Genomic DNA, 23,688 nt, shown 5'->3' on the forward strand with positions numbered 1-23,688 from the left:
CTCTTCAACCCAATCACCCACGTTATCTTCCCATGCAGGTAAATCAGGCGACTGAATCTGTTGACCCAGCTGCTGCAGATGGCGTAAGCCGACCGAGCCGGCCGCACCTTTAATCTTATGTCCTTCTTCGACGATGCCCTTCTGGTCCCGGGCGGTCAGGTTTGATTCCAGCACGCTCAGATAGCCCGGCATCATTTTTTCGAACACCGCCAGACCATCGGTAATCAGTTTAGGGCCGACCAGATCGATGTACTGCTCCAGCATCGCGGTATCGAGTATCGTTTGGGCTTTTGCGCTATCAACAGACGTCATGGTGCTCTCCTCTTCATCACGGGTATCCCAGAACTTCTTAATCATGGCGGTCAGAGCAGGCACCGCCAGCGGCTTGCTGAGTACATCGTCCATACCGGCATCGAGATACTCTTTTTTATCTTTCAGCACGTTCGCCGTCAGCGCCACCAGCGGCGGCAGTTCGTCGGCCGCGTACTGACGCGTCAGCTCTCGCGAAATATCCAGCCCGGTCATATCCGGCAGCTGAATATCCAGCAGAACAAGATCGTATTCGCCCGGTTTAAACATCTCCAGCGCGGCCTTACCGGTCATCGCGACATCCACGCTGTTGCCCAGTTTTTCCAGCACCGAGCGCGCCACAATCACGTTCAGCTCAATATCTTCCACCAGCAGGACGTGCAGCGCGGGCAGCGGCATGTCGTCGTTTTCAAAGGTGTCTTCAACCTCTTCCGCCACCGCTGGCGCATGGACCGTCAGCGTGAAGGTTGACCCTTTACCCGGCTGGCTGGCAACGGTGATATCGCCACCCATACTCTTCGCCAGCCGTTTAGAGACCGCCAGGCCAATGCCCGTTCCGGTAGCCGGTTTCCCGCCGTTGCTGTCCTTCACCTGGTAGTACATCGCGAAAATTTTGTCCTGCTCCTCCTGCGGAATACCTATCCCAGAGTCCTCCACCTCGAAGTGCAGCATGTCGCCTTCGTCATAGCGGATGCGCACCGCCACCTGCCCCTTCTGGGTAAATTTCACCGCGTTGCTGATAAGGTTCCACAGGATCTGGCGCAGACGCGTGCCGTCAGTCACCACTTTATGCGGCAGCGGCAGGGTTGGCTCCATGACAAAGCTCAGCCCCTTCTGCTGCGCCTGCAGGCCGGACAGGTTTTCGAGGTCGGCAAGGAAGCTGGTGAAATCAACAGGCTGATTATCAAGCTGAACTTTACGGCGCTCCATCTTATCCATATCAATAATATCGTTGAAGATATTACCCAGCGTGACCGCTGAGACATGGATAGTCTTGAGGTATTTCTCCTGCTCTGCGGTCAGGTCGGTATCCAGCAGAATACGGCTCAGCCCGACAATGCCATTAAGCGGAGTACGCAGCTCGTGGCTGATAGTGGAGATAAAGGTCGTCTTATCACGGCTGGCGCGCTCCAGAGCGTCCTGGTAGCGCTTACGCTCGGTGATATCGCGGCCAAAGCCCATCAGGCCGTGGCGTTTCCCCACGCGGTCATAGTAGGGCACCTTACGGATCTCAAAACAGGCTTTGCGTCCGTCCGGGTAATCCAGCCACTGTTCATAGGTCAGCGAGACGTTATGGCGGAATACTTTTTCGTCCGTCTCCATGACCTTGGCCGCCGCTTCTTCAGAGTAAACGTCCTGCGGCTTCAGGTTAATCAGCTGTTTCTCGCTTTTCCCGGTGAGCAGCTCCATCGCCCGGTTACAGCCGGAAAACTCTTTATCTTCATTACGGTAAAACACCAGATCCGGCGAAGCATCGAGGAACGACCGCAGGAAAGAGGATTGCTGCTCAAGCTGGATCTGCGTGACCTCGCGCTCTTTCATTTCGATTTTCAGCTGCTCCAGCGTGGTCTGACGCTCGGCTTCCGCCTTCTCACGATCGGCGATCTCCTGATTCAGCTGCGCAATGTTGTCTTTAAGCTGGACGTTGAGCTTCAGGTCGCGTTCGCGCATCTCTTCCAGTTTATCCACCAGTTTTGACAGACGCTGACGGGACTCTTCCAGCTGTTCAACCACCACGGAAAGGAAATAGACCGCCCAGGGAGTAATGAGCAAGCCAAAGAAGATGGAGCGGATAACGTCGATACTCTCGACCTGACCATGCAGAACCATGGTGACGGCCATTTGCACGACAATGGCCAGAACGACCAGCGCCAGCGCAAGCAGCATGGAGAAACGCACCAGCCCAAGCTTCATCATCAGGTCGACGTAATACTGGGCAAGCATTCGAATTTGCTTCATAGAGGATCCCTTCACGACTTTATCGCTCAATAATACTCAAATTCAGGGCGAGGCGTTGAAGGTTGTGAGAAAAAGTGCGGGGTGAAACAGGAGATTAGCCTCGCCCCCGGTTAACCGGAAGCGAGGAGAGGTCGATCAGGAGCGTTTCAACAGCAGCCAGAGGCTGATCAGGAGGAAACTGGCGCTTGGCAGCAGCGCACCAATTATTGGCGGAATGCCATAAACCAGCGTCAGCGGACCGAAGATCTGATCGAGCACGTAGAACACAAAGCCGAAGCTGATACCGGTCACTACTCGCACGCCCATCGGCACGCTGCGTAACGGGCCGAAGATAAACGACAGCGCCATCAGCATCATCACCGCCACGGACATCGGCTGGAAGATCTTGCTCCACATGTTGAGCTGATAACGTCCCGCATCCTGCCCGCTCGACTTCAGGTATTTCACATAGTTGTGCAAACCGCTGATGGAGAGCGCGTCAGGGTCCAGCGCAACAACACCGAGCTTATCGGGCGTCAGGTTGGTCTTCCACGTACCGGTTACCGTCTGAGAACCGGCGATCTGTTTCGGATCGGTCAGGTCAGACTCATCGACCTGCGACAAACGCCACAGTTTATGTTCGGCGTCAAATTTCGCCGAAGAGGCGTGGCGGACTGACTCCAGACGGCGCTGGTCATCGAAAGCATAGATGCTCACCCCACCCAGTTCATCATTCCCCTTCACCCGTTCGATGTAGACGAAATTTTTTCCGTCTTTCGCCCATAAACCTTGTTGAGTCGAGAGCAGCGAGCCGCCGTACATTGCCTGCGCACGGTAGTTACGCGCCATCTGTTCGCCCTGCGGCGCGACCCACTCGCCAATCGCCATGGTCAACAGCACCAGTGGGATCGCGGTTTTCATGACCGACAGCGCAACCTGCATGCGGGTAAAGCCCGAGGCCTGCATAACGACCAGCTCGCTGCGCTGCGCCAGCATTCCCAGCCCCAGCAGCGCGCCCAGCAGGGCCGCCATCGGGAAGAAGATCTGCACATCTTTCGGGACGCTGAGCAGGGTATACATCCCCGCGCCCATCGCGTCATAGCTCCCCTGCCCGGCTTTTTTCAGCTGATCGACAAATTTGATAATGCCGGAGAGCGACACCAGCATGAACAACGTCATCATGATGGTAGTAAAAATGGTTTTACCGATATAGCGATCAAGAACGCCAAACGCCTGCATTAGATGGCTCCTTTACGCGAGAATCGGGCACGTATGCGGCGCACAGGCACCGTATCCCACAGGTTTAATCCCAGCGCCAGTAAGATGTACAGGCTGTTGACGAACCATGTCCAGACCATAGGGTCCAGCTTACCCTTCGCGCCGTTAGAACGAATCGAGGTTTGCAGCAGGAAATAGATCAGGTAAAGCAGCATCGCCGGCAGCATAGAAAGCACGCGTCCCTGGCGCGGGTTCACCACGCTCAGCGGAACGACAATCAGCGCCATCATAAACACGGTGAATACAAGCGTAATACGCCAGTGGAACTCAGCACGCGCTCTGTCGGTATCGGTATTCCACAGGGTACGCATGTCCATTTGCTCGGTATCCGTTGGATCGAGCGCCACCGCCTGATGGCCGATAATGGCCTGATAGTTCTGGAAATCCGTAATACGGAAGTCGCGCAGCATCGCGGTGCCTTCGAAACGGGTGCCTTTGTTCAGCGTCACGATCTGAGAACCATCTTTGCGCTGAGCAAGCTGACCGGAGTCTGCAACCACCACGGAAGGACGCGCGTTACCTTTAGGACGTAACTGCGCCAGGAATACGTCGTTGAATTTACTGCCGTCAACGCTCTCAATAAACAGCACGGAGTTGCCGTCGGTCGCCTGCTGGAACTGACCCTGAGCTAAGGCTGCCATGCCGGGGTTGGCTTTCGCTTCGGCCAGCACTTCGTCCTGATGACGGGAAGACATGGGACCCGCCCACATCACATTCACCGCCGCGACAATACCCGTGAACAGCGCCAGTATCATGGCCGCTTTCACCAGTACCGCTTTGCTCAGGCCACAGGCATGCATCACCGTGATTTCACTCTCGGTGTAGAGTTTCCCAAGCGTCATGAGCAGGCCAAGGAAAAGACTTAGCGGCAGGATGAGCTGCGCCATTTCCGGGATCCCTAAACCAAGCAGGGAAAGCACCAGATTAGTTGGAATTTCGCCGTCAACGGCCGCACCGAGGATCTTAACCAGCTTCTGACAGAAAAAAATCAGCAGCAGGATGAAGAGGATCGCCAGTTGGCTTTTGAGCGTCTCCCGCACCAGATATCTTATGATTATCACTTTAAATACGCCCGTAAAAACCCGTCTCTTTGCTGGAAAATCGCTTGTTTCATGGCTTAAACGTCATTTATTCTCTTGAGTCGTCGAAATCATCGCTAAGATTAAAACATCCGGCGGATTCACGCTTCAGGACTTTTTCTGACGTGTCGAAACCGTAGTAACGTAAGATTAACACGAAGTCACCACAACAGCGGACATGAGTTACGAAAGGTTTCAATTCTATCCGTAGCTGCCGCCGTTGTCTTTAAGATTCAGGAGCGTAGTGCATGGAGTTCAGTGTAAAAAGCGGTAGCCCGGAGAAACAGCGGAGTGCCTGCATCGTTGTGGGCGTCTTTGAACCACGCCGACTCTCCCCGATCGCCGAGCAACTCGATAAAATCAGTGACGGCTATATTAGCGCCCTGCTGCGCCGTGGCGAACTGGAAGGCAAACCTGGGCAGACGCTGTTACTGCACCATGTTCCGAACGTACTGTCAGAACGTATTCTGCTGATTGGCTGCGGCAAAGAACGCGAGCTGGATGAACGTCAGTATAAGCAGGTGATTCAGAAAACAATCAATACGCTGAATGATACCGGCTCAATGGAAGCCGTCTGCTTCCTGACAGAACTGCACGTTAAAGGACGTAACACCTACTGGAAAGTGCGTCAGGCGGTTGAAACGGCAAAAGAGAGCCTGTACAGCTTCGATCAGCTGAAGACCAACAAAAGCGAGCCGCGTCGTCCGCTGCGTAAAATGGTCTTTAACGTGCCAACCCGTCGCGAGCTGACCAGCGGAGAACGCGCGATCCAGCACGGTCTGGCGATCGCAGCCGGCATTAAAGCGGCCAAAGATCTCGGTAACATGCCGCCTAACATCTGTAACGCGGCGTACCTGGCCTCTCAGGCGCGTCAGCTGGCCGACGCCTACAGCAAAAACGTCATTACCCGCGTCATCGGCGAACAGCAGATGAAAGAGCTGGGGATGCACTCTTACCTGGCGGTCGGTAACGGCTCGCAGAACGAATCCCTGATGTCCGTCATCGAGTACAAAGGCAATCCATCCGAAGACGCGCGCCCGATTGTGCTCGTCGGTAAAGGCCTGACCTTCGACTCCGGCGGTATCTCCATCAAGCCTGCCGAAGGCATGGATGAGATGAAGTACGACATGTGCGGTGCGGCAGCGGTTTACGGCGTGATGCGCATGGTTGCGGAACTACAGTTGCCTATCAACGTGATCGGCGTACTGGCGGGCTGCGAAAACATGCCTGGCGGGCGCGCCTATCGTCCGGGTGACGTTCTGACCACCATGTCCGGCCAGACCGTTGAAGTGTTGAACACCGACGCCGAAGGCCGTCTGGTGCTGTGTGACGTGCTGACCTACGTTGAGCGCTTCGAGCCGGAAGCGGTGATTGACGTAGCCACCCTCACCGGTGCCTGCGTGATTGCACTGGGCCACCATATCACCGGCCTGATGTCGAACCACAATCCGCTGGCGCATGAGCTTATTGGTGCCTCAGAGCAGGCGGGAGACCGCGCATGGCGTCTGCCGCTGGGTGACGAGTATCAGGATCAGCTGGAGTCTAACTTTGCGGATATGGCGAACATTGGCGGACGTCCTGGCGGGGCGATCACCGCGGGCTGCTTCCTGGCACGCTTCACCCGCAAGTATAACTGGGCGCACCTGGATATTGCGGGCACCGCATGGCGCTCCGGTAAAGCCAAAGGCGCAACCGGTCGTCCAGTGGCGCTGCTGTCGCAGTTCCTGCTCAATCGTGCGGGTTTTAACGGCGACGAGTAAGTCAAAACGGCAGTAAACCGTAGGCCGGGTAAGGCGAAGCCGCCGCCCGGCTTAAGCATTTAAAGTGAGCACAAGAAGCCCCATATATGAAGAATGCAACGTTCTACCTTCTGGACAACGACACCCATCAGGATGGCCTCAGCGCCGTCGAACAGCTGGTGTGTGAAATTGCCGCAGAACGTTGGCGCGCAGGTAAACGCGTTCTGATTGCCTGTGAAGATGAACAGCAGGCGATTCGCCTGGATGAAGCGCTGTGGGCGCGCCCGCCGGAGAGTTTTGTGCCGCATAACCTGTCGGGCGAAGGCCCGCGCGGCGGTGCACCGGTTGAAATTGCCTGGCCGCAAAAGCGCAACAGCAGCGCGCGCGATATTCTGATTAGCCTGCGGATAGATTTTGCAGATTTTGCCACCGCTTTCACAGAAGTGGTAGACTTTGTCCCTTACGAAGAATCTTTGAAACAACTGGCGCGCGAACGCTATAAAGCGTACCGCCTGGCTGGTTTTAACCTGAATACGGCAACCTGGAAATAATGGAAAAGACATACAACCCACGCGATATCGAACAGCCGCTTTACGAGCACTGGGAACAGCAGGGCTATTTCAAGCCTAACGGCGACGAAAGCAAAGAGTCCTTCTGCATCATGATCCCGCCGCCGAACGTCACCGGCAGTTTGCATATGGGTCATGCTTTCCAGCAGACCATCATGGACACCATGATCCGCTACCAGCGCATGCAGGGTAAAAACACCCTGTGGCAGGCGGGGACTGACCACGCGGGTATCGCGACCCAGATGGTGGTTGAGCGTAAAATTGCCGCTGAAGAAGGTAAAACCCGCCACGACTACGGTCGCGACGCGTTCATCGACAAAATCTGGCAGTGGAAGGCGGAATCCGGCGGCACCATTACCCGTCAGATGCGCCGTCTCGGCAACTCCGTGGACTGGGAGCGCGAGCGCTTCACCATGGACGAAGGCCTGTCCAACGCCGTTAAAGAAGTCTTCGTCCGCCTGTACAAAGAAGACCTGATTTACCGCGGCAAACGCCTGGTAAACTGGGATCCAAAACTGCGCACCGCCATCTCTGACCTGGAAGTGGAAAACCGCGAGTCTAAAGGCTCCATGTGGCACATCCGCTATCCGCTGGCCGATGGCGCAAAAACCGCCGACGGTAAAGATTACCTGGTAGTCGCGACCACCCGTCCGGAAACCCTGCTGGGCGATACCGGCGTGGCCGTTAACCCGGAAGATCCGCGTTATAAAGATCTGATCGGCAAATTCGTGGTGCTGCCGCTGGTAAACCGCCGTATTCCGATTGTGGGCGACGAACACGCCGACATGGAAAAAGGCACCGGCTGCGTAAAAATCACCCCTGCACACGACTTCAACGACTATGAAGTCGGCCGTCGTCACGCCCTGCCGATGATCAACATTCTGACCTTCGACGGTGATATCCGCGAAAGCGCAGAAGTGTACGACACCAAAGGCAACGAATCCGACGTTTATTCCAGTGACATCCCGGCTGAGTTCCAGAAGCTGGAGCGTTTTGCCGCGCGTAAAGCCATCGTGGCAGCCGTTGACGCGCTCGGCCTGCTGGAAGAGATCAAACCTCACGATCTGACCGTGCCGTACGGCGACCGTGGCGGCGTGGTTATCGAGCCAATGCTGACCGACCAGTGGTACGTGCGTGCCGACGTGCTGGCGAAACCGGCTGTGGAAGCGGTTGAGAACGGCAGCATTCAGTTCGTGCCGAAGCAGTACGAAAACATGTACTTCTCCTGGATGCGCGACATTCAGGACTGGTGTATCTCCCGTCAGCTGTGGTGGGGTCACCGTATTCCGGCGTGGTACGACAACGAAGGCAACGTTTACGTTGGCCGTAGCGAAGACGAAGTGCGTCAGGAAAACAACCTGAGCGCGGACGTTGCGCTGCGTCAGGACGAAGACGTTCTGGACACCTGGTTCTCCTCCGCGCTGTGGACCTTCTCCACCCTCGGCTGGCCAGAAAACACCGACGCGCTGCGTCAGTTCCACCCAACCAGCGTGATGGTGTCCGGCTTCGACATTATCTTCTTCTGGATTGCCCGCATGATCATGATGACCATGCACTTCATCAAAGACGAAGACGGCAAGCCGCAGGTTCCGTTCCATACCGTCTACATGACCGGTCTGATCCGCGACGATGAAGGCCAGAAGATGTCCAAGTCCAAGGGGAACGTTATCGACCCGCTGGACATGGTTGACGGTATCTCTCTGGAAGATCTGCTGGAAAAACGTACCGGCAACATGATGCAGCCGCAGCTGGCTGAGAAAATCCGCAAGCGTACCGAGAAGCAGTTCCCGAACGGGATCGAGTCTCACGGTACCGATGCCCTGCGCTTCACCCTGGCGGCACTGGCTTCTACCGGCCGTGACATCAACTGGGACATGAAGCGTCTGGAAGGTTACCGTAACTTCTGTAACAAGCTGTGGAACGCCAGCCGCTTCGTGCTGATGAACACCGAAGATCAGGATTGCGGCTTCAACGGCGGCGAGATGATGCTGTCTCTGGCAGACCGCTGGATCCTGGCGGAATTCAACCAGACGGTGAAAGCGTTCCGCGAGGCGCTGGACAGCTACCGCTTCGATATCGCGGCGGGCATCCTGTATGAATTCACCTGGAACCAGTTCTGCGACTGGTATCTGGAGCTGGCGAAGCCGGTGATGAACGGCGGCACTGAGGCGGAACTGCGCGGCACGCGCAACACGCTGATTACCGTTCTGGAAGGCCTGCTGCGCCTGGCGCATCCGGTCATTCCATTCATCACCGAAACCATCTGGCAGCGCGTGAAGGTGATTGCGGGCATCAACGCCGATACCATCATGCTGCAGCCGTTCCCGGAATTCGATGCGGCCAAGGTTGATGAAGCGGCGTCCGCGGATACCGAGTGGCTGAAACAGGCGATCGTTGCGGTACGTAACATCCGCGCTGAAATGAACATCGCCCCTGGCAAACCGCTGGAGCTGCTGCTTCGTGGCTGCAGCGAGGCTGCCGTTCGTCGCGTCACCGAGAACAACACTTTCCTGAAGACCATGGCGCGTCTGGAAAGCATCACCGTGCTGCCTGCGGATGACAAAGGTCCGGTTTCCGTGACCAAAATCATCGACGGTGCCGAGCTGCTGATCCCGATGGCGGGCCTGATCGACAAAGACGCCGAGCTGGCTCGTCTGGCGAAAGAAGTGGCAAAAGTCGACGTGGAAATTGGCAAAATCGAAAGCAAGCTGGCGAACGAAGGCTTTGTGGCCCGCGCGCCGGAAGCGGTCATCGCGAAAGAGCGTGAGCGTCTGGTTGCCTTCGCCGATGCGAAGACCAAGCTGATCGAGCAGCAGGCGGTTATCGCAGCCCTGTAATGCTTTTACCCCTTACGCTTCAGGGCGTAAGGGGTATCCTTCCTGAAAACTCCTCGCTTGCACTCCCCTTTCTGTGGTGCTATTAACAGCAGTTATGTGTCAATTTTTGTTATGAGTAATGCTATGAGCGTGATTACCCCCGTCGCGACGACGATGCGCCGGATCGCTGAGCAGGATAATTCGGCTATCGCCGCCGTTATCCGCACCGTTTCTGCCGAATATGGCCTGACGGCTGACAAAGGCTACACGGTTGCTGACCCAAACCTGGACGAGCTTTACCAGCTCTACAGCCAGCCAGGGCATGCCTACTGGGTAATCGAGCAGAACGGCCTGGTGGTGGGCGGCGGCGGCGTGGCCCCCCTCAGCTGCAGCGAGCCGGATATCTGTGAACTACAGAAAATGTATTTCCTGCCAACGGCGCGCGGGCAAGGACTGGCAAAAAAGCTGGCGCTGATTGCGCTGGACCACGCGCGCAAGCAGGGTTTTACACGCTGCTACCTTGAAACAACCGCTTTCCTCAAAGAGGCCATCGGCCTGTATGAACATCTGGGCTTTGAGCATATCGATGCACCGCTGGGCTGTACCGGCCACGTTGATTGCGAAGTCAGGATGCTGAAAAGTCTGTAAGTTTCGTTCCTGCCCTCTTCTGTTAAGCGGCTGTAAACTGAATGCTCTACACTCTCAGTTCACACCACAACGGGGGAAACACGATGTCGAAGATAAAAAGCTACGCCGCACCGCAGGCGGGTGCAGAACTTGAGCTGTACGAGTACGATGCGGGCGAACTAAAAGCTGAAGACGTCGAAGTACAGGTTGATTACTGCGGGATCTGCCACTCGGATCTCTCGATGATCGATAACGAATGGGGCTTCTCGAGCTATCCGCTGGTTGCCGGGCACGAAGTCATTGGTAGGGTCGTGGCGCTCGGTAGCGCCGCACAGGACAAAGGGCTGAAGGTAGGCCAACGCGTGGGCATTGGCTGGACGGCACGCAGCTGTGGTCACTGTGACGCCTGTATCAGCGGCAATCAGATCAACTGCCTCGAAGGCGCCGTTCCCACCATTCTGAACAAGGGCGGTTTTGCCGACAAGCTGCGCGCCGACTGGCAATGGGTGATCCCGCTGCCGGACAGCATTGATATCGAATCCGCCGGGCCGCTGCTGTGCGGCGGTATCACCGTCTTCAAACCCCTGCTGATGCACCATATCACCGCCACCAGCCGCGTGGGCGTCATTGGTATTGGCGGTCTGGGCCATATCGCCATCAAGCTGCTGCATGCGATGGGCTGTGAAGTCACGGCGTTCAGCTCGAACCCGGCGAAAGAGAAAGAAGTGCTGGCGATGGGTGCGGATAAAGTCGTGAACAGCCGCGATCCTGACGCGCTGAACGCGCTGGCTGGGCAGTTTGACCTGATCATCAACACCGTTAACGTGGATCTCAACTGGCAGCCGTACTTTGAGGCACTGGCCTACGGCGGTAACTTCCATACCGTAGGTGCTGTGATGAAGCCGCTGCCGGTTCCGGCGTTTACCCTGATCGGCGGGGATCGCAGCGTGTCAGGCTCCGCGACCGGTACGCCGTTTGAGTTGCGCAAGCTGATGAAGTTTGCCGGACGCACCAAAGTGGCCCCGACCACCGAACTGTATCCGATGTCGAAAATCAACGAAGCGATCCAGCACGTGCGTGACGGCAAAGCCCGCTACCGCGTGGTGTTGAAAGCGGATTTTTGATGTGATATTGCTAGGGAATGTGCGGCCTGATGCCCTCACCCCAACCCTCTCCCACAGGGAGAGGGCGCACACACTAAAAACGGTAACGGTCGTTACCGTTTTGCATCTACCATGGCCTTAAACACCTCAGCCACCGCGACCGCACCGGGATCCATTACCCCATCCAGATTCTCTTTATTCACATACGATGAACGTCCCGCGCCGGCTTTCGCCATTTTCGCCGTTGCTTCGGCACCGTGCTGTGCGGCCTGCGCCGCTGCCTGAAGATCGCCATTCTTCAATGCTTCAAGCGCCGGTTGCAGCGCGTCGATCAGGGTACGATCGCCGAGATCTGCCCCACCATACTGCTTCATCTGCGCCAGCCCGCTGAGCAATGCCTCGGGCAGCGGCTGACCATCGTGAAGCTTTTGCCCGGCCGCGGTAAAGAAGATCGACATCAGTACCCCGCTCGATCCGCCCATCACCGTCGCCAGCCGCTCGCCCACCAGCAACAGCAGCGTCGATACGTTATCAAGCGGGAGCTTGCGATCCTCCAGACGCTGCGCAATATCCCGCGCGCCTTGCGCAAAAGTGGAGCCGGTATCGCCGTCGCCCACTTTGGCATCCAGCGCGTTCAGTCGGTTTTCCAGCTGGAGCAGCGTTTTCGTCACCGAGGAAACATATTCAGCCACCCGCAGATTGTCCGAAGGAGTGTATTCCACACGATCGTGAATGGCGGTATGCGCCACGGTGCGCAGTGGCGCAAACGCCACGGGCTTCTGCCAGCCCAGCGTTTCGACCTCGGCATGAATCGCCTTTTCGAAGAAGTCATTGAGCTTCAGCAGCGTGAGCGAAAAGCCCTTCATGTCCAGCGCGCTCACCAGCGGCGCGGGGCCTATCAGGTACGCGATATCCTCTTTCAGCGCCGAATGCGCCAGCTCTTTGGTCAGCAGCGCCATCTCCAGCGCCGATACGCCGCCGAGATTGTTAATCAATACCGCAAACCGCCCTTCTCCCGCCTGCGAGCGTAACGGCGTCACCAGCGTGTCGATAATGGCTTTGCTGTTCTGCGTATCCACGACGGAAGCACCGGGCTCGCCGTGAATGCCCAGCCCCAGCTCGACATGGCCCTGCTTGATGCGCCCCTCCTCCTCGTCGCTGCCCGGCAGGTTGCACGTTTGCATCGCAACGCCCAGGCTCCAGAGGTTATCGCAGGCCTGTTGCGCAATATCCCGCACCTCGCTCAGCGATTTCCCCTGCTCCGCCGCATAGCCCGCAATCTTGTGCACCAGTGCCGTACCGGCAATACCGCGCGGCTGCTTGTTATCCGGCAGCGCGACATCGTCTGCCACAATCACCATCTCCACCTTCAGGCCGTAACGCTTGGCCTTTTCGGCCGCCAGGCCAAAGTTCAGGCGGTCGCCGGTGTAGTTTTTGACGATCAGCAGACAGCCGCGATCGCCCGTGACCGCCACAATGGCATTCAGCACTGCATCCACGCTCGGCGAGGCAAACAGATCGCCACACACTGCCGCCGTCAGCATCCCTTTGCCGACAAACCCGGCGTGCGCGGGTTCGTGGCCTGAGCCGCCGCCGGAGATCACCGCCACGCGGCTTTTGTCCCAGTCTCCACGTGCGACGATCCTGATGGCCGGATCGATATCAAGTTTGACGAGATTTGCGTGTGGCGCAGAAAGCAGTATGCCTTCAATGGCATCGTTGACCAGCTGTTTGCGATCGTTAAAGAAGAATCTGGACATCGTTTCCCACTATTTTTGTGAACCGTATGCAAAAGCATAGTCCGCGCTGGATAATGCGCCGCAAAGTCAGGAATTTACTCAACCAAATTGCGGTCAGGTTGCCTATAATCCACCCAGGACTAAGAGAGGAAGCGCATCATGAGTACACCATTGTTAATTGCCCGGACGCTGGAAAAAGAGCTGTATTTACTGCCCGCGATGGCGAACCGCCACGGTCTGATCACCGGAGCGACCGGGACAGGCAAAACCGTCACCCTGCAAAAGCTGGCTGAGTCGCTTTCGGAGATTGGCGTACCGGTCTTTATGGCTGACGTGAAAGGCGATTTAACCGGTGTGGCTCAGGAAGGTACGGCCTCTGAGAAACTGCTTGAACGGCTGAAGAATATTGGCATCACGGACTGGACGCCGCATAACAATCCGGTGGTAGTGTGGGATATCTTTGGTGAGAAAGGCCACCCGGTGCGCGCTACCGTCTCCGATCTCGGCCCGCTGCTGCTGGCACGTCTGCTTAACCTCAACGACGTGCAGTCCGGCGTGCTGAATATTATCTTCCGTATTGCCGACGATCAGGGGCTGCTGCTGCTTGATTTCAAAGATCTGCGCGCCATTACGCAGTACATAGGCGATAACGCCAAATCCTTCCAGAACCAGTACGGCAATATCAGCAGCGCCTCGGTGGGAGCCATTCAGCGCGGGTTACTGGCGCTGGAGCAACAGGGCGCCGAGCATTTCTTCGGAGAGCCGATGCTGGATATCAAAGACTGGATGCGCACGGACAGCAGCGGCAAAGGCATCATCAACATTCTGAGCTCCGAGAAGCTCTACCAGATGCCAAAGCTCTACGCCGCCAGCCTGCTGTGGATGCTCTCTGAGCTATACGAACAGTTACCCGAAGCGGGCGATCTGGAAAAACCGAAGCTGGTCTTCTTCTTCGACGAAGCGCACTTGCTGTTTAACGACGCGCCGCAGGTATTGCTGGATAAGATTGAACAGGTCATTCGCCTGATCCGCTCCAAAGGCGTTGGCGTCTGGTTTGTTTCACAAAACCCGTCGGATATCCCGGATAACGTGCTCGGTCAGCTCGGTAACCGCGTGCAGCACGCCCTGCGCGCCTTTACGCCGAAGGATCAGAAAGCGGTGAAAGCCGCCGCGCAGACCATGCGCGCTAATCCTGCCTTTGATACCGAAGCGGCGATTCAGGCGTTAGGCACCGGTGAAGCGCTGATCTCATTCCTGGATGCGAAGGGCAGCCCGTCCGTGGTAGAACGCGCCATGGTGATCGCGCCCTGCTCGCGCATGGGGCCCGTTACCGACGATGAACGTAACGGCCTGATTAACCACTCTCCGGTTTACGGGAAGTACGAAGACGAGGTTGATCGCGAGTCTGCGTTCGAGATGCTGCAAAAAGGGGTGCAGGCGACCACCGAATCCCAGGATGCACCTGCCGCTAAAGGGCAGTCTGTCGCCGTGGATGACGGTATTCTCGGGGGTCTCAAAGACATCCTGTTCGGCAGCACCGGGCCGCGCGGCGGCAAGCGCGACGGCGTGGTACAAACCATGGCGAAAAGCGCGGCGCGACAGGTCACCAATCAGATAGTGCGCGGCATGCTGGGAAGTCTGTTAGGCGGCCGTCGCCGGTAGACGGGGAACCCACAGGCGGCCAAGCGCCGAGCCCTGAACACCGTTCTCCTGCAGGTAGCGGTCGATTTCCAACATCCCCGTCCAGCGGTTCTCACACCATAGCGGTGCCAGAAGCGTTGGACGGCGGGCGCTGGCCGAGATGCGGTGGTAGACAATTTCCGGCGGGGTGTGGCGAATCATCTCCCCCGCCGTCACCGTATAGTCCTCAAGCTCAATACCGCTTAACCGCCCGGCTTCCCAGGCTTTCGCCATAATGCTTCCCGTAACGATATGCAGCGGGTGCAGCTTAATGCCGTCCACGCCGGTCTCAACCACCTTTTCCAGCGTCTCCAGGCCGTGCTGCTGCCCTTCACCCGGCAAGCCGACAATCAGATGCGAGCAGACCTTCAGCCCGCGCTCGCGGGCCAGGCGCGTGGTGCGCTGGTAGCAGGCGAAATCATGACCACGGTTAATACGGTGCAGGGTTTTGTCGTGCGCGGTTTGCAGGCCCAGCTCCAGCCAGATCTCGTAGCCTTGTTCTTTGTACTCGCTGAGCAGGTCCAGCACCGCGTCCGGTACGCAGTCCGGGCGCGTGCCCACGCATAGCCCAACGATGTTAGCCTGGCTGACGGCCTGCTGATACATAGAGCGCAGCACCTGTACTTCCGCCCACGTGCTGGTGTAGGCCTGAAAATAGGCCAGATACTGCTTCGCGCGGTTCACCAGGCTCGCCTGATGGGCAAGCTGTTCAGCGATAGATTTATGCTGCTGGGCTTCGTCAGCAAAGGACGCAACGTTACAGAAGGTGCAGCCGCCGCGCCCGATTGTGCCATCGCGATTCGGGCAGCTAAACCCGCCGTGCAGCGTCAGCTTATGAACCTTTTGCCCGTACCGCTGCAAAAGATCCCCACCAAACATATTGACTAATTTCTGTAACTGCATAATCTGATAGACCGTCCCGGAGAAAGGGGACAAGCCTGCCACTTTTAGCCTCTGTCGGCGATGACCTGGATCAATCGCCCTGGACGGCTTTTATCTATATGAATAAATACTCAGGATTACTGCAATTTCATTCACGCTACCCGTGATTACTTTTCCTTATGTTCTGATTGTTTTTTTCATTTATAGCGCCACCACTGAAAAACAGTGGGTTTATGCGGGTTTGCAGCCATTGCCAGATTATTATTCTGCTATAAAACGGCTATTCAGCACGCTACATTGATAATACCGCTTTCATATAGTGAGTCAGATCACACTCCGCTGCGTCCTGCCAGGGCATACAATCAATGTAAAAATAGTTAAATTCCATTTAATTTCAATGAGATAAACTCTCTTTAGCACATTTTTGTATAAATAAGATTGCCATTTGACCTGTGTACCAATTCCCGATAAGTTGGAAATCCGCTGGAAGCTTTCTGGATGAGCGGCCTGCTCATCATATTTATGCAGTAATTGAGATTCCCTCTGAAGCAAGTCCTCAAACTTGTTTACCTGCGCGAAAGGATGAAAAAGAGGGCGAATGCGAGGTCCGCGTATGAAACGCAAACCCCGTCGCCATGCTCTTTCTGTGCCTGTGCGCCACGGTAAAGTTCAGTGGGAAGCCCGACGAGCCTGGGGAGGTTCACTGATATGTTGTACGATAAATCCCTTGAGAAGGATAACTGTGGTTTCGGCCTGATCGCCCACATAGAAGGCGAACCTAGCCACAAGGTAGTGCGTACTGCTATTCACGCACTGGCCCGAATGCAGCACCGTGGCGCGATTCTTGCCGATGGTAAAACGGGCGACGGTTGCGGCCTGCTGCTGCAAAAACCGGATCGTTTCTTCCGCATCGTGGCGGAAGAGCGCGGCTGGCGTTTAGCCAAAAACTACGCTGTCGGCATGCTGTTCCTGAACCAGGATCCTGAAAAGGCTGCCGCCTCACGCCGCATCGTCGAAGAAGAACTTCAGCGTGAAACCCTGTCGATTGTCGGCTGGCGCAATGTGCCAACTAACGAAGGGGTGCTCGGTGAAATCGCCCTCTCCTCGCTGCCTCGTATTGAACAGATTTTCGTCAACGCGCCTGCGGGCTGGCGTCCGCGTGATATGGAACGCCGTCTGTTTATTGCCCGCCGCCGCATTGAAAAACGTCTCCAGGACGATAAAGAGTTCTACGTTTGTAGCCTCTCTAACCTGGTGAACATCTATAAGGGTCTGTGTATGCCGGCTGACCTGCCGCGCTTCTACCTGGACCTGGCGGACCTGCGTCTCGAATCGGCCATTTGTCTGTTCCACCAGCGCTTCTCCACCAACACCGTTCCACGCTGGCCGCTGGCTCAGCCGTTCCGCTACCTGGCGCACAACGGCGAGATCAACACCATCACCGGTAACCGCCAGTGGGCCCGCGCCCGTACCTATAAGTTCCAGACGCCGCTGATCCCTGACCTGCACGATGCCGCGCCGTTCGTGAACGAAACCGGCTCTGACTCCAGCTCAATGGATAACATGCTGGAACTGCTGCTGGCGGGCGGGATGGACATCGTGCGCGCCATGCGTCTGCTTGTACCACCGGCCTGGCAGAACAACCCGGATATGGACCCCGAGCTGCGCGCGTTCTTCGACTTTAACTCCATGCACATGGAGCCGTGGGACGGCCCGGCGGGCATCGTCATGTCCGACGGCCGCTTCGCCGCCTGTAACCTGGACCGTAACGGTCTGCGTCCGGCGCGCTACGTCATCACCAAAGACAAGCTCATCACCTGCGCCTCTGAAGTCGGTATCTGGGATTACCAGCCTGATGAAGTGGTCGAAAAAGGCCGCGTCGGTCCGGGCGAGCTGATGGTGATCGACACCCGCGGTGGGCGCATTCTGCACTCTGCCGAAACCGATCACGATCTAAAAAGCCGCCATCCGTACAAAGAGTGGATGGAGAAGAACGTCCGTCGCCTCGTGCCGTTCGAAGATTTATCGGATGAAGAAGTGGGTCGTCGCGAACTGGACGACGACACGCTTGCGAGCTTCCAGAAACAGTTTAACTACAGCGCGGAAGAGCTGGACTCTGTTATTCGCGTACTGGGTGAAAACGGCCAGGAAGCGGTCGGCTCTATGGGGGACGATACCCCGTTTGCCGTGCTCTCCAGCCAGCCGCGCATCATTTACGATTACTTCCGCCAGCAGTTCGCGCAGGTGACTAACCCGCCAATCGATCCGCTGCGTGAAGCACACGTGATGTCCCTGGCGACCAGCATCGGCCGCGAGATGAACGTCTTCTGCGAGGCCGAAGGCCAGGCGCACCGTCTGACCTTTAAATCGCCGATCCTGCTGTACTCCGATTTCAAACAGCTCACCACCATGAAAGAGGAGCACTACCGCGCCGACACGCTCGATATTACCTTCGACATGACCGAAGCGAGCCTCGAAGAGACGGTGAATGCGCTGTGTGACAAAGCCGAACAGATGGTGCGTAACGGTACCGTTCTGCTGGTGCTGTCCGACCGCAATATTGCGAAAAACCGTCTGCCGGTGCCTGCCCCGATGGCGGTCGGCGCTATCCAGACGCGTCTGGTCGACAAGAGCCTGCGCTGCGACGCCAACATCATTGTGGAAACCGCCAGCGCCCGCGATCCGCACCACTTTGCCGTGCTGTTAGGCTTTGGCGCGACGGCGATCTACCCGTACCTGGCCTACGAAACGCTGGCCCGTCTGGTGGATACCCGCGCGATCGACAAAGATTACCGCGCGGTGATGCTGAACTACCGTAACGGCATCAACAAAGGCCTGTACAAGATCATGTCTAAAATGGGCATCTCGACCATTGCCTCCTACCGCTGTTCGAAGCTGTTTGAAGCGGTCGGCCTGCATGACGAGGTCGCCAACCTCTGCTTCCAGGGCGTGGTCAGCCGCATCGGCGGCGCCGGTTTTGCTGACTTCCAGCAGGATCTGGTGAACCTGTCCAAACGCGCCTGGCTGGCACGTAAGCCGCTGGATCAGGGCGGTCTGCTGAAATACGTTCACGGCGGCGAGTATCATGCCTACAACCCGGACGTGGTGCGCACGCTGCAGCAGGCGGTTCAGAGCGGTGAATACAGCGATTACCAGCAGTACGCTGAGCTGGTAAACAACCGCCCGGCGGCAACGCTCCGCGACCTCATTGCCCTGAACCCGGGTGATGAAGCGGTCAGCATTGACGAGGTTGAGCCTGCATCCGAGCTGTTCAAACGCTTCGATACCGCGGCGATGTCCATCGGCGCGCTGAGCCCGGAAGCCCACGAAGCGCTGGCGGAAGCCATGAACAGCATCGGCGGCAACTCCAACTCCGGCGAAGGCGGTGAAGATCCGGCGCGTTACGGCACCAACAAAGTGTCCCGTATCAAGCAGGTGGCATCCGGTCGCTTTGGCGTGACGCCTGCGTACTTGGTGAACGCCGACGTGATTCAGATTAAAGTCGCTCAGGGTGCTAAACCGGGCGAAGGCGGCCAGCTGCCGGGTGATAAAGTTACCCCGTACATCGCCAAACTGCGCTATTCCGTGCCGGGCGTGACGCTGATCTCCCCGCCGCCGCACCACGATATCTACTCTATCGAGGACTTAGCCCAGCTAATTTTCGACCTGAAGCAGGTCAACCCGAAGGCGATGATCTCCGTGAAGCTGGTTTCCGAACCGGGCGTCGGCACCATCGCTACCGGCGTGGCGAAAGCCTATGCGGATCTCATCACCATCGCCGGCTACGACGGCGGTACCGGCGCAAGCCCGCTCTCCTCCGTGAAATACGCGGGCTGCCCGTGGGAGCTTGGCCTGGTAGAAACCCAGCAGGCGCTGGTGGCGAACGGTCTGCGTCACAAGATCCGTCTGCAGGTGGACGGCGGCCTGAAAACGGGCCTCGACATCATTAAAGCGGCGATCCTCGGCGCGGAAAGCTTCGGCTTCGGTACCGGCCCAATGGTTGCGCTCGGCTGTAAATACCTGCGTATTTGCCACCTGAACAACTGCGCAACCGGCGTTGCTACCCAGGACGAGAAGCTGCGTAAGAACCACTATCACGGTCTGCCGTTCAAAGTGACCAACTACTTTGAGTTCATCGCCCGCGAAACCCGCGAGCTGATGGCGCAGCTGGGCGTGAAGCGTCTGGTGGACCTGATTGGCCGTACCGACCTGCTGAAAGAGCTGGAAGGCTTCACGGCGAAGCAGCAGAAGCTGGAGCTGAGCAAGCTGCTGGAAACCGCGCAGCCGCACCCTGGCAAAGCGGTCTACTGCACCGAGAACAACCCGCCGTTCGATAACGGCGTGCTGAACGCGCAGCTGCTGCAGCAGGCGAAACCGTACGTGGACGACAAGCAGAGCAAAACGTTCTGGTTTGATATCCGCAACACCGACCGCTCCGTGGGCGCCTCCCTCTCCGGCTACATCGCGCAAACGCACGGTGACCAGGGGCTGGCAGCGGATCCCATTACCGCGCACTTCAGCGGTACCGCGGGTCAGAGCTTCGGCGTATGGAACGCAGGCGGCGTTGAGCTGTACCTGACCGGCGATGCCAACGACTACGTCGGTAAAGGCATGGCAGGCGGTCTGCTGGCGGTGCGTCCTCCGGTCGGCTCAGCCTTCCGCAGCCATGAAGCCAGCATCATCGGTAACACCTGCCTGTACGGCGCGACCGGCGGTCGTCTCTTTGCAGCAGGCCGTGCGGGCGAGCGTTTTGCGGTGCGTAACTCCGGTGCTATCACCGTGGTGGAAGGCATTGGCGATAACGGTTGTGAATACATGACGGGCGGGATTGTTTGCGTTCTGGGTAAAACCGGCGTGAACTTCGGCGCGGGCATGACGGGCGGTTTTGCGTACGTCCTGGACGAAGACGGCGAGTTCCGCAAACGCGTGAACCCGGAGCTGGTGGAAGTGCTGGACGTTGATACGCTGGCTATCCATGAAGAACACCTGCGCGGCTTGATTACCGAACACGTGCAGCATACCGGTTCTTCGCGCGGCGAAGAGATCCTGGCGAACTGGCCAGCGTTCTCTGCGAAATTCGCGCTGGTTAAGCCGAAGTCCAGCGATGTTAAAGCCCTGTTGGGTCACCGTAGTCGTAGCGCAGCAGAGCTGCGCGTGCAGGCGCAGTAAGGAATTCAGATGAGCCAGAACGTATACCAGTTTATCGACCTGCAGCGTGTTGATCCGCCAAAGAAACCGCTGAAGATCCGCAAAATTGAATTTGTTGAAATCTACGAGCCGTTTTCAGAAGGCCAGGCCAAGGCACAGGCAGACCGCTGCCTGTCCTGCGGTAACCCTTACTGCGAATGGAAATGTCCGGTACACAACTACATCCCGAACTGGCTGAAGCTGGCCAACGAAGGGCGTATTTTTGAAGCCGCCGAGCTGTCTCACCAGACCAACACCCTGCCGGAAGTGTGCGGCCGCGTGTGCCCTCAGGACCGTCTGTGCGAAGGTTCCTGTACGCTGAACGACGAGTTCGGCGCGGTGACCATCGGCAACATCGAGCGCTATATTAACGATAAAGCGTTCGAGATGGGCTGGCGTCCGGATATGACCGGCGTGAAGCAAACCGACAAGCGCGTGGCAATCATCGGCGCAGGCCCGGCGGGCCTGGCCTGTGCGGACGTGCTGACCCGCAACGGCGTGAAGGCGGTGGTCTTTGACCGCCATCCGGAAATCGGCGGCCTGCTGACCTTCGGTATCCCTGCCTTCAAGCTGGAAAAAGAGGTCATGACCCGTCGCCGTGAAATCTTCACCGGCATGGGCATTGAGTTCAAACTGAACGTGGAAGTGGGCCGCGACGTGCAGCTCGACGACCTGCTGAAGGATTACGACGCCGTGTTCCTCGGCGTGGGCACCTATCAGTCCATGCGCGGCGGTCTGGAGAACGAAGATGCGCCGGGCGTGTACGACGCGCTGCCGTTCCTGATTGCCAACACCAAGCAGATCATGGGCTACGGCGAAACCGCCGATGAGCCGTTCGTCAGCATGGAAGGCAAACGCGTGGTGGTGCTGGGCGGCGGTGATACCGCGATGGACTGCGTGCGTACCTCCATTCGTCAGAATGCGGCACACGTGATCTGCGCCTATCGTCGTGACGAAGAGAACATGCCGGGCTCTAAACGCGAAGTGAAAAACGCGCGTGAAGAGGGCGTGGAGTTCCAGTTCAACATCCAGCCTCTGGGTATTGAAGTGAATGCCAACGGTAAAGTGAGCGGAGTGAAGATGGCGCGCACTGAGATGGGCGCACCGGATGCGAAAGGCCGTCGTCGCGCCGAGATCGTAGCCGGTTCGGAGCACGTGATCCCGGCCGATGCCGTAGTGATGGCGTTCGGTTTCCGTCCTCACAGCATGGAATGGCTGGCGAAGCACAGCGTCGAGCTGGATTCGCAGGGCCGCGTGATTGCGCCAGAAGGCAGCGACAACGCATTCCAGACCAGCAACCCGAAAATCTTCGCCGGTGGTGATATCGTTCGCGGTTCTGACCTGGTGGTAACGGCGATTGCCGAAGGCCGTAAAGCGGCTGACGGGATCCTGAACTACCTGGAAGTGTAAAAAAAAACAGGCCCGATTGGGCCTGTTTTTATTTCACGACGCGAAGAGCCGGACGACCACCGCGCGGAGGCGGATCGTCATCAGGGTCATTGTCGTCGTGATGATCGGGTTTATCACCATCGATAAGTGACATCACCGTGTCGCTTTCGCGCTCATCGGATGCGTTGTCATCATTCAGGCTGGCAACATCTTCATCATACGCCGCTTCCGGCTCGAACATGGTACCCGCACCGTTTTCACGCGCGTAGATAGCCAGCACAGCTGCCAGAGGTACGGAAACCTGACGCGGCACGCCGCCGAAACGCGCGTTGAAGCGCACTTCATCGTTTGCCAGCTCCAGGTTACCCACCGCACGCGGCGCAATGTTCAGTACGATCTGCCCGTCACGCGCGTATTCCATTGGAACCAGCACGCCCGGCAACGTCACATCCACAACCAGGTGCGGCGTGAGCTGGTTATCCAGCAGCCATTCATAGAAGGCGCGCAGCAGATAAGGACGGCGTGGGGTAAGTTGTGACATTTCCACAGTCATTAGCCTCGGCCGAGACGCATTTCACGTTCCGGTTCAGTTAAAGATGCCAGGAAAGAGTCGCGTTCAAATACGCGAGTCATATAGCCCTTCAGCTCTTTCGCGCCAGGGCCGCTGAACTCTACGCCCAGGGTCGGCAGACGCCACAGCAGCGGTGCCAGGTAGCAATCCACCAGGCTGAACTCATCGCTCAGGAAGAATGGTTTCTGACCAAACACAGGGGCGATTGCCAGCAGCTCTTCACGCAGTTGCTTACGTGCAGCGTCAGCTTCAGAAGCGGAACCGCTGGTAATCACGTTCATCAGCGAGTACCAGTCTTTTTCGATACGCTGCATGTACAGGCGGCTTTCACCACGCGCGACAGGGTAAACAGGCATCAGTGGCGGATGCGGGAAACGTTCATCCAGATATTCCATAATGATACGGGATTCCCACAGGGTCAGCTCGCGATCCACCAGCGTCGGTACGCTTTGGCTCGGGTTGAGATCGATCAGATCCTGAGGCGGGTTATCCTTTTCCACATGCTCGATCTCAAAACTGACACCCTTCTCGGCCAGCACGATACGAACCTGATGGCTATAAATGTCAGTAGGACCAGAAAACAGCGTCATTACCGAACGTTTGTTGGCAGCGACAGCCATGAAAACCTCCAGGTATATTCAGAATTTTTACTGCTACCAGCCCAACAGGGGCTAGCCAGATGTTGTATCGCCCATCCCAGAGAAAACACATTGTTCAAGAAACGAACAAAAATCGAGTATTCACCGATATTTGGGCAGAAAATTGGATGATAGTTTACCAGA

At 57.2% G+C, this 23,688-nt stretch carries 15 protein-coding genes; 8 read left to right on the forward strand and 7 right to left on the reverse strand.

What is annotated here, in order from left to right; all coding sequences use genetic code 11:
- From arcB to lptF, 3 genes are all read right to left on the reverse strand, one after another.
- A partial coding sequence (arcB, locus tag DEO48_RS24045; protein WP_109846505.1) for an aerobic respiration two-component sensor histidine kinase ArcB occupies window positions 1-2,268 on the reverse strand: 2,268 nt, incomplete at its 3' end.
- A 135-nt stretch (window positions 2,269-2,403) separates the two neighbouring features.
- Window positions 2,404-3,486: an LPS export ABC transporter permease LptG gene (gene lptG, locus DEO48_RS24050; RefSeq protein ID WP_023309364.1), complete on the reverse strand. Its 1,083-nt coding sequence runs from the start codon at window positions 3,484-3,486 to the stop codon at window positions 2,404-2,406.
- Window positions 3,486-4,586 (reverse strand): LPS export ABC transporter permease LptF, encoded by a 1,101-nt coding sequence (lptF, locus tag DEO48_RS24055; protein ID WP_024906345.1) that lies wholly within the window; start codon window positions 4,584-4,586, stop codon window positions 3,486-3,488. The genes lptG and lptF overlap by 1 nt, the downstream gene beginning before the upstream one ends.
- A 266-nt stretch (window positions 4,587-4,852) precedes the next feature.
- Between lptF and pepA the strand changes: the two genes are divergently transcribed.
- From pepA to DEO48_RS24085, 5 genes are all read left to right on the forward strand, one after another.
- Window positions 4,853-6,364, forward strand: coding sequence for a leucyl aminopeptidase (pepA, locus tag DEO48_RS24065; RefSeq protein ID WP_023309366.1), 1,512 nt, complete (start codon window positions 4,853-4,855; stop codon window positions 6,362-6,364).
- Window positions 6,365-6,450: 86 nt separating this feature from the next.
- Window positions 6,451-6,894, forward strand: a complete 444-nt coding sequence (holC, locus tag DEO48_RS24070) for a DNA polymerase III subunit chi (RefSeq protein ID WP_008502815.1) — start codon at window positions 6,451-6,453, stop codon at window positions 6,892-6,894.
- Entirely contained in the window at window positions 6,894-9,749 is a 2,856-nt protein-coding gene (locus DEO48_RS24075; RefSeq protein WP_109846506.1) for a valine--tRNA ligase, read from the forward strand. Before holC ends, DEO48_RS24075 begins: the two co-directional genes overlap by 1 nt.
- A 123-nt stretch (window positions 9,750-9,872) precedes the next feature.
- Window positions 9,873-10,376, forward strand: coding sequence for a GNAT family N-acetyltransferase (locus tag DEO48_RS24080; RefSeq protein WP_063442161.1), 504 nt, complete (start codon window positions 9,873-9,875; stop codon window positions 10,374-10,376).
- Window positions 10,377-10,459: 83 nt separating this feature from the next.
- On the forward strand, window positions 10,460-11,479 hold the full coding sequence (locus DEO48_RS24085) for an NAD(P)-dependent alcohol dehydrogenase (RefSeq protein WP_033146757.1): 1,020 nt from the start codon (window positions 10,460-10,462) through the stop codon (window positions 11,477-11,479).
- 92 nt (window positions 11,480-11,571) lie between these two features.
- On the opposite strand, the gene DEO48_RS24090 is transcribed toward DEO48_RS24085, so the two are convergent.
- The gene (locus tag DEO48_RS24090) at window positions 11,572-13,218 is read right to left on the reverse strand and encodes a dihydroxyacetone kinase subunit DhaK (RefSeq protein ID WP_109846507.1); all 1,647 of its coding nucleotides are present in this window, start codon (window positions 13,216-13,218) and stop codon (window positions 11,572-11,574) included.
- Between the two features lie 138 nt (window positions 13,219-13,356).
- Between DEO48_RS24090 and DEO48_RS24095 the strand changes: the two genes are divergently transcribed.
- Window positions 13,357-14,859 (forward strand): helicase HerA-like C-terminal domain-containing protein, encoded by a 1,503-nt coding sequence (locus DEO48_RS24095; protein WP_109846508.1) that lies wholly within the window; start codon window positions 13,357-13,359, stop codon window positions 14,857-14,859.
- Here the strand turns inward: DEO48_RS24095 and DEO48_RS24100 are convergent.
- Window positions 14,839-15,780, reverse strand: a complete 942-nt coding sequence (locus DEO48_RS24100) for a TIGR01212 family radical SAM protein (RefSeq protein WP_109846509.1) — start codon at window positions 15,778-15,780, stop codon at window positions 14,839-14,841. The genes DEO48_RS24095 and DEO48_RS24100 overlap by 21 nt on opposite strands.
- Before the next feature lie 687 nt (window positions 15,781-16,467).
- Between DEO48_RS24100 and gltB the strand changes: the two genes are divergently transcribed.
- Both gltB and gltD read left to right on the forward strand, forming a co-directional pair.
- Window positions 16,468-20,928 carry a glutamate synthase large subunit gene (gene gltB, locus DEO48_RS24110; RefSeq protein ID WP_109846510.1) on the forward strand — a complete coding sequence of 1,487 codons (4,461 nt, stop codon included), beginning with the start codon at window positions 16,468-16,470 and terminating at the stop codon, window positions 20,926-20,928.
- 9 nt (window positions 20,929-20,937) lie between these two features.
- Window positions 20,938-22,356, forward strand: a complete 1,419-nt coding sequence (gene gltD / locus DEO48_RS24115) for a glutamate synthase subunit GltD (protein ID WP_023309377.1) — start codon at window positions 20,938-20,940, stop codon at window positions 22,354-22,356.
- A 28-nt stretch (window positions 22,357-22,384) separates the two neighbouring features.
- Here the strand turns inward: gltD and sspB are convergent, their stop codons facing one another.
- On the reverse strand, window positions 22,385-22,882 hold the full coding sequence (gene sspB, locus DEO48_RS24120) for a ClpXP protease specificity-enhancing factor (protein WP_024906337.1): 498 nt from the start codon (window positions 22,880-22,882) through the stop codon (window positions 22,385-22,387).
- A 5-nt stretch (window positions 22,883-22,887) separates the two neighbouring features.
- Entirely contained in the window at window positions 22,888-23,526 is a 639-nt protein-coding gene (gene sspA / locus DEO48_RS24125; RefSeq protein WP_014885418.1) for a stringent starvation protein SspA, read from the reverse strand.
- Between the last annotated feature and the right edge of the window lie 162 nt (window positions 23,527-23,688).

Origin of the sequence: Enterobacter sp. CGMCC 5087 (assembly GCF_003144775.1) — a bacterium.
Taxonomy (GTDB): Bacteria; Pseudomonadota; Gammaproteobacteria; order Enterobacterales; family Enterobacteriaceae; genus Enterobacter; species Enterobacter cloacae_M.